This window comes from Phaeovulum sp. (assembly GCF_030684035.1).
Taxonomy (GTDB): domain Bacteria; phylum Pseudomonadota; class Alphaproteobacteria; order Rhodobacterales; family Rhodobacteraceae; genus UBA6213.
On sequence record NZ_JAUXPI010000064.1, the window covers coordinates 18,063 to 29,066 of the forward strand.

Sequence of the window (11,004 nt, forward strand, 5' to 3'; positions counted from 1 at the left end):
GGCCCGCTGGGCGGGCTGCCGCCCGGCGGGGGTTTGCATTCAAGGCGCATAGGCGATAGGCCTCGGGGGCAATGTCGATGGCGTTTGACGCAAGCTCGCAGGCCTCGGATGAGGTGCTTCTGGTCCTCTACGGCAACGGGGACCGGGGGGCTGCGCGGGCGCTGGCGCTGCGCTTCACCCCGCTGGCGCTGCGCGTTGCCGCGCGGATGCTGGGCGACAGGGCCGAGGCCGAGGATGTGGCGCAAGAGGCGATGCTGCGGCTTTGGCGCGTTGCGCCGGAGTGGCGGCAGGGCGAGGCGCGGGTTTCGACCTGGCTTTACCGGGTGGTGGCGAATCTGTGCACCGACCGGTTGCGTCGTCGCCGCGGGGTCGGGCTTGACGAGATCGCCGAGCCCGAAGACGGCACGCCGGGCGTGGTCGAGCGGATGATCGATACCGACCGCGCCAGCGCGCTGCAAGATGCGCTGGATGCGCTGCCCGAAAGGCAGCGGCAGGCTGTGGTGCTGCGGCATCTGGAGGGGCTTACGAACCCGGAGATTGCCGCCGTGATGCAGATCGGCGTCGAGGCGGTCGAAAGCCTGACGGCGCGGGGAAAACGGGCGCTTGCCGCGCTGTTGGCGGGGCAGCGGGATGAATTGGGGTATGGCCATGGCTGACAGGAACCACCAGGCAGACGAACTCGACACGCTTCTCGCAGCGGCATCGCGCGAGTTGCCCGAACTGCCGCCGGCGTTGCTGGCGCGGGTGCTGGAGGATGCCGAGGCGGAGCTTGCGGCGCGCGCCGCGCCGCGCTTGCCCATGGCCGCATCGCGCCCCGCTGCGGTAACGGGCGGCATTCTGGCCGACCTGCTGGCGCTGATCGGTGGCTGGCGCGCGATCAGCGGCCTTGCAACCGCGACCATTGCCGGGGTCTGGATCGGCTTTGCCGGGCTGGGCACGCTTTCGGTTACCGCCGCCGATCTGCTGGGCGTAAGTTCGGATACGCTGGTGACGTTCAATCTGCTGCCGGGCGATGATGTGTTCGCGCTGGCGATGGGGCTGGAGGATACCGAATGACCGACACGCTGCCGCCCACCACTCCTCCTGCCGCGACGCCCCCCGCACCAGCCAGCGGCGGTGCAAGCCGAAGCGCGCGGGCGCTGCTGATCGGCTCGCTGGCGGTCAACCTGCTGCTGTTGGGCATCCTTGCAGGGGGTGCGATCAGCATTGCGCGGCACGCACCACGGCCGGTTATTTCGGATATCACGCTTGGCACCTTTACCGCGGCGCTTTCGCCCGAAGACCGCGAGGCGCTTCGGCTTGCCGCCGAGGCCGAAAGCCTTGGCATCCGCGAAATGCACCGGGCTGCGGGCGAAGATTTCCGTGCACTGATCGCGGCAGTGCGGGCCGAGCCATGGAATGAAGCGGCCGCGCGCGTTGCGATAGCCGCCTATGGCTTGCGCGCGCAGGAACGGCTGGTCGCGGGCGAGCGGCTGATGCTGCAACGGCTGGCAGCGATGGGGCCTGCGGGGCGCCGTGCCTTTGCCGAGCGGCTGGAAGAAACGCTTCGCCGCGGTTTTCGCGCCGAGCGCGCCGCGCCGCCGCCGCGCGGGAACTGACCGGGGGCAGCGCTTCAACCCGCAGCGCGGGCGGTGCGCGCCTCAGGCCGCCGTGGCGCTGACCGTCACCTTGTTGCGGCCAAAGGCCTTTGACCCGAGCAGCGCGCGGTCGGCCTCGCCCATCAGCGCCTCGACCCCGGGGGCCAGCGCGGCACCGCCGCCCATTGCCAGCCCGATAGATACCGTTACCGAAATGCGGGTGATGCCATCGGCAAGCCGAACCGGGTCTTGCTCGACCAGGCGGCAGAGCCTTTCGGCGGCGATGCGCGCGGCTTCAAGCGTGGTTTCAGGCATTGCCACCAGAAATTCCTCGCCGCCGATCCGCGCCACCATATCGACATCGCGCAGGTTTGCAGTCAGGCGCGCGGCGATCTCGACCAGCACGGCATCGCCCGCAGCATGGCCCCAGGTATCGTTCACCGCCTTGAAGCGGTCGAGATCGAGCACCATCACCGCGAATTGCCGCCCGGTTTCGCGGGCCCGATCAGCGATCCGGGCCAGATGCGGCAGCGCGTAGCGGCGGTTGTAAAGGCCGGTAAGCGGATCGGTGACGGCCAGACGCAACCCGTCGGCGACCGACCTGCGCTGACGATCAGCCACCGCCTTGCGGCGCAGTTGCGCGCCGAGCCGCAGAGCCGCCTCCTGCGCATCTTCGACGCGGCTCAGATTGGCGGGCAGCAGATCGCTTGCGCCCAGGTCGAGCGCGACCGCCGCGGCTTCGCGCAACGCGCCCTCAAGCGCGATGCAGACGGTCGCGTGGCGGCTCGCCTGACGCGAGCGCAGCTCGGACATGAGCCGCAGCCCGTCACCCGCCCGCAAAAGGTTGGAATCGATGATGAAGCCGTCCGGCGCGGCTTGCCCGCCTGCCTCGGCCAGCGCCTCGTCGCGCGACATTACCGCAAGCTCGACATTGGCCAGATGCGGCACCAGTGCGCGCCGCCAACCCGCCGCCCTTTCGCGTGACGAACTGATCAGCGCCACCCGCGCCGGTGGTTCAAAGCCGGTGACGCTTTCGCCAAAGCCAAGCGCGCGGCAGGTGCTTTCGCGCAGCCGCAGCTCCTCATCGGTTTCGCGCGCCCGCAGCAGGCTTCGCAGCCGCGCGAGCAGCAGCAGCTCGTCAATCGGCTTGGCCAGAAAATCGTCGGCCCCGGCCTTGAGTGCCGCAATCCGGGTGGTGGCGTCGCTACTGGCGGCGAGCATGACCACCGGGATCGTGCGCAAGAGCGGGTCGGCGCGCAGGCGGCGGCAGACATCGATGCCGTTGATGTCGGGCAGTTGCACATCGAGAAGGATCAGGTCGGGCCGTTCGCTGCGCGCCAAACGCAGAGCGGTTTCGCCCGTTGCGCCCTGAATCGTCTCGTAGCAGGCGCCGGTGAGCTTGACCTTCAGCACGATTCGATTCGTCGCAACGCTATCCACGATCAGGATCTTTCCTGCCATGGCCTGGGCCTCTCCCTTTACTTCCGCAATCGTTGTGGTCATCCTTTGTTGGAAAAGGTTAATAAACTCTTTCCGCGAGCCAGAAGGACGGTGATGAACCGCAATTTCGCCGAAACCGTGGGCTTGCAGGCGCTCGGCTGGATCGCCGCGCGCGATGATCTGTTCGAGGCGTTTCTTGCTGCCAGCGGGGCGGCGGTGGCGGATCTGCGCAGCCGCGCGGCCGATCCGGCGTTTCTGGCGGCGGTGCTTGATTTTCTGCTGCAAAGCGACGCGACGGTGCTTGAATTTGCCGACGAGGCGGGGCTTGCCCCCGAGGCGGCGATGCAGGCGGCGGATGTGCTTGCCGGCGGCGCGGCGGCGCATTGGACATGAGTGCGGGCGTTTGCGCGCGGGCGGGAATGATATGACGGCACTGGCAGGGATTCTTTTCGACAAGGACGGCACCTTGTTCGATTTTCACGCCACCTGGAGTGTCTGGGCCGAGGGCCTGCTGGGCGAACTCGCGGAGGGGGATGCGGGCTTTGCGCGGCGACTTGGTGCGGCCATCAGCTTTCGCTTTGCCGATGCCACTGCGGGCGAGAAGGGCGGTTTTCTGCCCGCAAGCCCGGTGATCGCGGGCACCCCGGAGGTCATCGCCGACGCGCTTTTGCCGCATCTGCCGGGGCATGGCAGGGCAGAACTGGTGGCGCTGATGAATGCCCGCGCGGCGCTGGCCCCGCAGATGCCCGCGGTGCCGCTGCGGCCGCTGCTGGCGGGGTTGCGCGGGCGCGGGCTGCGGCTTGGGCTTGCCACCAACGATGGCGAGGCCCCGGCGCGGGCGCATCTGGCGGCGGCAGGGGTGACCGATCTCTTCGATTTCGTGGCGGGCTATGACTCGGGGCATGGTGCCAAGCCGGAGCCGGGGCAGCTTCTGGCCTTTGCGCGGGCCTTCGGCCTTGCCCCGGCGGCGGTGCTGATGGTGGGCGACAGCGCGCATGACCTCGTGGCAGGTCGGCGCGCCGGAATGCGCACGCTGGCGGTGCTGACCGGGCTTGCGAGTGCCGCCGATCTGGCCCCCCATGCCGATGCCGTCCTGCCCGACATCGGCGCGATTCCGGATTGGCTGGCCGGGCAGGGCGCTTGAGCCGCCACTGGCCTTTTGCAGCCCCTGCCGCTAGCCTTTGCGGGCAATGCGAACGGAGGCAATGATGCTGAAAGACCGGGTGCTGCATGTCCTTCTGGGAACGGCGGGCGGGCTGTCGGGCTGGCTTCTGGCCGAAATTCTTGCCGACCGGCTTCCGGATCGCGTGCTGCTGGTGCTTGCGGTGCTTGCCGTGGTGGGGTTTGGCGGCGCGCTGACGATGTTGGCCGAGCTTGGCTTGCGCGCGGCGCTCTTTGCTGCGGCGGTGCTCGCCCCGCCGGTGGCGGCGCTGGCGTTCTGGGGGGCGGGACGGTTTGCCTCGGTCGCTGAGTTCTTTGGCTCGGGGCATGTGGTGCTGGCACTGGCGGTGCTTGGCGCGGTGCCGGTGCCGTTCCTGATGGCGCGGCTTGCGGGCGGGCGCTGGGGCTGGTTCGACTATGCGACGCTGTTCACCCATTCGTGGAACGCGCTGGTGCGCATAGCCTCGGCGGCGGCCTTCGCCGGGGTTGTCTGGGTGGTTCTGCTGCTTTCGTCGGTGCTGCTCGATCTGGTCGGCGTCACGCATCTGGGCGAGGCGTTGCGCCAGCCGCTGGTGGCATGGCTGCTGACCGGCGGCGCGCTTGGGCTGGGGCTGGCGGTGGTGGCAGAGCTGGCCGACCTGCTTTCGCCCTATCTGTTGCTGCGGCTGCTGCGGCTTTTGGTGCCGGTGGTGCTGGCGGTGGTTGCGGTGTTCGTGGTGGTGCTGCCGCTGCGCGGCCTGAGCGAGCTTTTCGGCAACCTTTCCGCAGCGGCGGTTCTGATGGCGGCGGCGGCCGGGTCGGTGGCGCTGATCTCGATCGCGGTCGATCAGGCGGACGACGAGGCGGTGACCGGCTGGTTCCTGCCTGAATCGGCGCGGATACTGGCGGTGCTGGTGCCAATTCTCGGCGCGCTCTCGGTCTGGGCGGTGGTGCTGCGGGTCGGGCAATATGGCTGGACCCCGGGCCGGGTTTCTGCCGCGGCGGGGGCCGGGGTCAGTTTTGGCTATGGGGTGTTCTACGCCTATGCGGTGCTGCTTGGCACCGGCTGGATGGAGCGGATCCGCCGCGCCAATCTGGCAATGGCGCTGGCGCTGATCGGGCTGGCGGCGCTCTGGCTGACACCGCTCTTGAACGCCGAGGCGATATCCGTGCGCTCGCAGATGGCGCGCTTCGATGCGGGCGAAAGCGGCCAAGGCGCCCTGCCGCTCTGGGAGCTTGCGCATGACTGGGGCAGGCCGGGGCAGGCGGCGCTGGCGGAATTGCGCGCGCGCGCCGCCGAGCCGGGACAAGAGGCGCTGGCCGCGCGCCTTGCCGCGCTTGATGCCGCGACGAGCGACTGGCAGTTTGCGCAGTCGGCTGCGGCACCCGATGCCACGCTTGCACGCAACGCCGAGGTGCCGGTGCTGCCCGCCGGGAGGGCGATGCCCGAGGGGCTTTGGCAGGCGCTTGATACCGGCGCGCGGCAGGCGGTGCTGGAAGGTTGTGGCCGTGCCACCCCCGAGGGCGCGCCGGGTTGCCTGCTGGTGCTCGCCGATCTGGTCATGGCATGGCCGGGCGACGAGGCGGTGTTCCTGTTCGGGGCCGGGCCGGTAGCGCTTGCGGGTGCCGCGCAAAGCTATCGGCAAGATGGTGCAGGCTGGCAGGCGGCGGGCGACCTGCGGCTCCTTGGCGATGCGCCTGGCATCAGCGCCGCCGCAGCCATTGACCGGCTGCACGCTGAAGGGGTGAAGCTGGTACCAGCAGGCATTTTCGCGCTCGATATCGGCGGTTTGCCGGTGCTGCTCAGGCCCTGAGGCTGTTCGGGGTTCCTTAACGCCGCTTTGTTAGCCTGCTGCAACTTTTTGGAGCAGGGGCATGCACGGTCTTATCAACCGCTCGATCCAGCGCTTTTTGCGCGACACCTATGGCCCGGAGCTCTGGCAGACGGTGGCCGAAGCTGCGGCGGTGCCTGCCGCCGGGTTCGAGGCGATGCTGCAGTATGACGATGCGCTGACCGCCGCCATGCTCCGGGTCGCCGCCGACCGGCTTGGCAAACCGCAAGAGGCGTTGCTGGAAGACCTTGGCACCTATCTGGTGACGCTGGAGCCGCTCAGGCGGCTTCTGCGCTTTGGCGGTGTCGATTACGCTGATTTCCTGATGTCGCTGGAGGAACTGCCGGCGCGCGGCCGCATGGCGCTGCCGGAACTGGATCTGCCGCAACTGGCGCTTGCCGCTGCGGCGGAAGGGCGGCTGGTGCTGATGGTGCGGGCCGGGGTGCCGGGCTGGGGGCTGGTGCTCTCGGGGCTGCTGCGCGCGATGGCCGATGATTATGGCGCGCTGGCGCTGATTGAACTTGGCGCAGCAGCTGACGGGCAAGACCGCATTTCCGTTGACCTGCTTGACAGCCGCTTCGCCAGCGGTCGCCGTTTCGAACTGGCGCAGCCGGTGGCCTTGTGACCGCGCGCCCGATCCCCACCGCGATGCCCGATGTGTCTTTGTCGGCGCTCGGTCGGCTGATGCCGATGTTCCTCTGGATCGGCCCGGCTGGCGAGATCCGCGCGCTTGGGCCGACATTGGCAAAGATCTGCGGCGGCGCGGGATTGGTCGGCCATCCGTTTGCCGAGCATTTCATCGTTACCGGCGCGCATCAGTTCACCCTGCCCGGCGATTTGCGAATGTTGCCGGGCAGGCGGCTGCACCTCGCGCTACGGCGCGGCCCTGCGACCGGGCTGCGCGGGCTGGCCGTTGCGGTAGGTCCGGAAAGCGCGGGCGGGGTGTTCTTCAACCTCTCGTTTGGCGTCGGCATTGCCGGGGCGGTGCGCGAGCATGGCCTGACCGACGCCGACTTTGCGCCGACCGAACTGGCGATGGAGCTGCTTTATCTGCAAGAGGCGAAAACCGCGGTGATGGCAGAGCTTCGGGCGCTCAATGCCCGGTTGCAGGAGGCGCAGCGCGCCGCCGAGGCGCAGGCGCTGAGCGACCCGTTGACCGGGCTTGCCAATCGCCGGGCGCTGGAGCGTGAACTGGCGCGCGCCGCAGCCGAAACCCAGCGCAGCGGCACCCATTTTGCGCTGGCGCATATCGACCTCGACCATTTCAAGGCGGTCAACGATACGCTGGGCCATGCGGCGGGCGACCATGTGCTGGTCCATGCCGCCGAGGTGTTGCAGCTGGCAGCGCGGCGCAGCGATCTGGTGGCGCGGGTAGGTGGCGACGAATTCGTGCTGCTGTTGCGCGGCACAATCGACCCCGACGATTTGCAGGCGCTCGGCGAGCGGGTGATCGCCCGACTTGAAAAGCCGATACCCCATGAGGGCGCAACTTGCAGGATTTCGGCCAGCATCGGAATTGCGCTGTCGCATTGCTACGACCCGCCCGATGCCGAGCGGATGCTGACCGATGCCGATGTGGCGCTTTATGACGCCAAGCGCAGCGGGCGCGGGCGCTGCATCGTGCTTGGTCGGGCCGGGTGTGTTGCGGCGGCAGGCCGGGCAGCCGCTGCCGTACCGCCCACCGCCGCCACGCCCGCTGGCTGAACATTTCGCCAACCCAAAAAGCGGCACCCGGCGCAGGGACGGCGATGAGACAGGGCTCCCCCAAACGCCGCTTCGGGGTGGCGGGCGGGTTTTGTGGCGGCTCGTTCAACCCCGCGCAAGGGGCTTGCACTGCCGAACGTCGGCCCATATCGGCACCGGCCTGCGGTTGCCAACCGTTGCCGATGCGGCGCTTCATGATACCAGGTGCGCCGGTCGCTTGCTCCGCATCGGGCCCGGCGGGGCCGGGAGCGAGGGTTTCTCTTGCCGGAGCCGGTGCGCAAGGGGGCCGCTGCCTTCCCACCACCACCCGGCGGAAAATGCCCCTGCACAAGCGCCGCCCCATGCGATCGGCGGGAGGCGATGAGACAGGGTTTCCCATTGCCGCGCCCGGGGGGTGGCGCGCGGCGGGCCGGTGCGCAAGCGGTTGCAGCGAGGCGGCGGCCGGGGCGCAGGGGGCCAGTCGCGCAGGGTGCCGGTGCCGCCACACTGCCACGCGGCTTAGCATTTCCCCTGCCCAAGCGGCACCCGATGCGCTAGGCAGGCGGCCATGAGACAGGGTTTCCCCATTGCCGCGCCGGGAATGGCGATCGGGCTGCTTGGCGGCTCGTTCGACCCCGCGCACGAGGGCCACGTGCGGCTGACACACGAGGCGCTGAAACGGTTCCGGCTTGACCGGGTCTGGTGGCTGGTCAGCCCCGGCAATCCGCTGAAGGCCAAGGGCCCGGCCCCGCTTGCCGTCCGGATGGCGCGGGCGCGCGAGGTGATGGATGACCCCCGGGTGTTGGTGAGCGACATTGAGGCACGGCTAGGCACCTATTATACCGCCGATACCCTGCGCCGGCTGAAGGCGCTGTACCCCTGCGTCAATTTTGTCTGGCTCATGGGGGCCGACAATCTGGCGCAGTTTCATCTTTGGCACGACTGGCGCGGCATCTTCGGCATGGTGCCGCTTGGGGTGCTGGCGCGGCCCGGTCAGCGGCTGGCGGCGCAGTGCGGGCCTGCGGCGCGGGCCTATGCCGGGGCGCGCATTGCCGCCTCGGCCGCGCCACTGCTGGCAAGGGCCGAAACCCCGGCCTGGTGCTACATCGACATGCCGATGCTTGCGGTTTCATCGTCGGCGATCAGGGCGCGCAGCGATTGGCACGGCGCGGCTTGATCGACCGGGGCCCGGCAGGCTAGGCTTTGTGCATTGCGCGGGGGCAATTGCATGCAGATCACACGGCGGTTTCTGTTGGGCGGTGCGGTGGCCGGGCTAGCCACGCCCGCATGGCCCGAGCCGCCGGATACTTCGCCTTGGCCAGAACAGCGCCCGGCGTCGGTGCTTGTGGCGCGCAGCGCGCAGGCAAGCGAGGCGCTGATCGACGCGGCAAGCCTTGGCGGCGAGGTCGGCTTTGCGGTCATCAACCTGCGCACCGGGCAACTGCTCGAGTCGCGCAAACCCGCGTTGGCAATGCCGCCAGCGAGCGTCGCCAAGACCATCACCACGCTTTACGCGCTGGATCAATTGGGCCCGGGGCACCGCTTTGCAACCCGGCTGATCGCTACCGGTCCGCTCGCCGGGGGCCGGATCGAGGGCGATCTGGTGCTGGCGGGCGGAGGCGACGCGACGCTGCACACCGACCATCTCGCCACGATGGCGAAGGACCTGCGGGCAGCAGGGGTGAGCGGCATCGCCGGGCGATTTCTGGTTTGGGGCGGTACGCTGCCCTACACGCGCGAAATTGCCCACGATCAGCCCGAATATGTCGGCTACAACCCCGCCGTCAGCGGCCTCAACCTCAACTTCAACCGGGTGTTTTTCGAGTGGAAGGCCAATGGAGCCGGATACGAGCTTTCGGTGGATGCGCGTTCGGAAAAGGTGGTGCCACGGGTCAACATGGCGCGGGTTTCGGTGGTGGCGCGCGACGTGCCGGTGTTCACCCACGACGAGCGCGATGGGCGCGAGGAATGGACGGTCGCCGCATCGGCGCTTGGCAGCGGCGGCGGGCGCTGGCTGCCGGTGCGCCACCCGGAGATCTATGCGGGCGATGTATTTCGCACCCTTGCCCGCGCGCAGGGCATCACGCTGCCGGAGCCTGAGCAGGTTGCACGGCTGCCGGGCGGCGCGGTTCTGGTGCAGCACGAAAGCGAAGAGCTTTCCGCGATGCTGCGCGACATGTTGCGCTACTCGACCAACATCATTGCCGAAGCGGTAGGGATGAGCGCCAGCGGCAAGCGGGGCGAGGCGGCCAGCCTGAACGGCTCGGCGCGTTCGATGGGCGGCTGGCTGGCGGGGCATGGCATTACCGGCGCGCATTTCGCCGATCATTCCGGGCTTGGCGTCGAGTCGCGGCTGGGGGCGGGCGAAATGGCGGCGGCGCTGGTGCGGCTGGGGCCCACCGCAGGCTTGCGCGCCATGCTGCGGCCCTTCGCGATGCCCGAGGTTGGCGGCGGTGCCAACCCGGTGCAGGTGGCGGCCAAGACCGGAACGCTCAATTTCGTCTCGACACTGGCGGGCTATGCCAGCACCGCGGGCGGCGGCGAGCTTGCCTTTGCCATTTTCACCGGCGATGAGGCGCGTCGCGCGGCGGCCGGGCCTGTCGAGTCACCCGCCGGTTCGCGTGCCTGGGTTGGGCGGGCAAGAACCCTGCAACAGCAACTGGTTGCGCGCTGGGCAAAGATCTACGGGGCGTGAGCCGCTGCCCAAAGCCGCACAGGCACCGAAGCCCGGCACCCTACATCGAAGCCGCGCCGCCGCAGGATCAGGTTTCAGGGAATTTTGGTGGAGCCAGACTCCCCCATGCCAGTTTCCGAGGAAACCCAGATAGTTCTTGAAAGGCTTTGTAAATAAGCGATTTTCTTACTTCCGTTAACCATAGCTGTCAATGAGCATTCAAAAGTGACCCAGTGTGATCATCCAAAACTGACCCAGGCCAGGGGTGGCAAAGCCCACGGGCGAGCGGCCACCAAATAGCAAGCTCGTCTGTGGGCTTTGCTTGCGCAGTTTCAGGAGTTCTGGCGGGATTTGCTTTGGGCGAAGCGGTAGGATGTGTTGCCGGTTTCGATGATGCTGCAGTGGTGCGTGACGCGGTCAAGCAGCGCGGTTGTCATCTTGGCATCGCCGAACACAGAGACCCATTCTCCGAAATCGAGGTTGGTGGTGATGATGACGCTGGTCGTTTCGTAAAGTTGTAAGCGCGACGTCGCTGCCCTATGCGGCGAGGCTTGACGGCTGATTGAAGCGCCAGGGCATCAGGTCCTCGATGCCGCTTTGCGGGTGGCCCTCCAAGATGGCACGGAGTGTGGCGGCGATGTAGTCGACCGGGTTCACG

At 68.4% G+C, this 11,004-nt stretch carries 12 protein-coding genes and 1 pseudogene; 10 read left to right on the forward strand and 3 right to left on the reverse strand.

What is annotated here, in order from left to right; all coding sequences use genetic code 11:
- Positions 1–71: 71 nt before the first annotated feature.
- Genes Q8J98_RS14625 through Q8J98_RS14635 form a run of 3 tightly spaced genes read left to right on the forward strand, consistent with a single transcriptional unit; the run spans position 72 to position 1,598 of the window.
- Complete coding sequence (locus tag Q8J98_RS14625) at positions 72–656, forward strand: RNA polymerase sigma factor (protein WP_305182959.1); 585 nt, start codon at positions 72–74, stop codon at positions 654–656.
- Positions 649–1,056 carry a dihydroorotate dehydrogenase gene (locus tag Q8J98_RS14630; RefSeq protein ID WP_305295010.1) on the forward strand — a complete coding sequence of 136 codons (408 nt, stop codon included), beginning with the start codon at positions 649–651 and terminating at the stop codon, positions 1,054–1,056. Before Q8J98_RS14625 ends, Q8J98_RS14630 begins: the two co-directional genes overlap by 8 nt.
- Complete coding sequence (locus Q8J98_RS14635; protein ID WP_305295011.1) at positions 1,053–1,598, forward strand: periplasmic heavy metal sensor; 546 nt, start codon at positions 1,053–1,055, stop codon at positions 1,596–1,598. The genes Q8J98_RS14630 and Q8J98_RS14635 overlap by 4 nt, the downstream gene beginning before the upstream one ends.
- A gap of 42 nt (positions 1,599–1,640) precedes the next feature.
- Here Q8J98_RS14635 and Q8J98_RS14640 read toward each other — a convergent pair whose 3' ends face one another.
- Positions 1,641–3,038 carry a diguanylate cyclase gene (locus tag Q8J98_RS14640; protein WP_305295012.1) on the reverse strand — a complete coding sequence of 466 codons (1,398 nt, stop codon included), beginning with the start codon at positions 3,036–3,038 and terminating at the stop codon, positions 1,641–1,643.
- A gap of 93 nt (positions 3,039–3,131) precedes the next feature.
- On the opposite strand from Q8J98_RS14640, the gene Q8J98_RS14645 reads away from it, so the two are divergent.
- From Q8J98_RS14645 to dacB, 7 genes are all read left to right on the forward strand, one after another.
- A complete protein-coding gene (locus tag Q8J98_RS14645) occupies positions 3,132–3,410 on the forward strand; it encodes a DUF3572 domain-containing protein (RefSeq protein ID WP_305182963.1) in 279 nt (92 codons plus the stop codon).
- 31 nt (positions 3,411–3,441) lie between these two features.
- The gene (locus Q8J98_RS14650) at positions 3,442–4,161 is read left to right on the forward strand and encodes an HAD-IA family hydrolase (RefSeq protein WP_305295013.1); all 720 of its coding nucleotides are present in this window, start codon (positions 3,442–3,444) and stop codon (positions 4,159–4,161) included.
- A 64-nt stretch (positions 4,162–4,225) separates the two neighbouring features.
- A complete protein-coding gene (locus Q8J98_RS14655; RefSeq protein ID WP_305295014.1) occupies positions 4,226–5,971 on the forward strand; it encodes a DUF4153 domain-containing protein in 1,746 nt (581 codons plus the stop codon).
- Between the two features lie 61 nt (positions 5,972–6,032).
- Entirely contained in the window at positions 6,033–6,614 is a 582-nt protein-coding gene (locus Q8J98_RS14660) for a heme NO-binding domain-containing protein (protein ID WP_305182966.1), read from the forward strand.
- Positions 6,611–7,693 (forward strand): GGDEF domain-containing protein, encoded by a 1,083-nt coding sequence (locus Q8J98_RS14665; RefSeq protein WP_305295015.1) that lies wholly within the window; start codon positions 6,611–6,613, stop codon positions 7,691–7,693. The genes Q8J98_RS14660 and Q8J98_RS14665 overlap by 4 nt, the downstream gene beginning before the upstream one ends.
- Before the next feature lie 547 nt (positions 7,694–8,240).
- Positions 8,241–8,849, forward strand: a complete 609-nt coding sequence (locus Q8J98_RS14670) for a nicotinate-nucleotide adenylyltransferase (protein WP_305295016.1) — start codon at positions 8,241–8,243, stop codon at positions 8,847–8,849.
- Between the two features lie 51 nt (positions 8,850–8,900).
- Positions 8,901–10,367 (forward strand): D-alanyl-D-alanine carboxypeptidase/D-alanyl-D-alanine-endopeptidase, encoded by a 1,467-nt coding sequence (gene dacB, locus Q8J98_RS14675; protein ID WP_305295017.1) that lies wholly within the window; start codon positions 8,901–8,903, stop codon positions 10,365–10,367.
- Positions 10,368–10,678: 311 nt separating this feature from the next.
- Here dacB and Q8J98_RS14680 read toward each other — a convergent pair.
- A pseudogene (locus tag Q8J98_RS14680) lies at positions 10,679–10,864 on the reverse strand (ATP-binding protein); the annotation flags it as partial.
- 19 nt (positions 10,865–10,883) lie between these two features.
- A complete protein-coding gene (locus Q8J98_RS14685) occupies positions 10,884–11,003 on the reverse strand; it encodes a transposase domain-containing protein (RefSeq protein WP_370868049.1) in 120 nt (39 codons plus the stop codon).
- Position 11,004 lies beyond the last annotated feature (1 nt).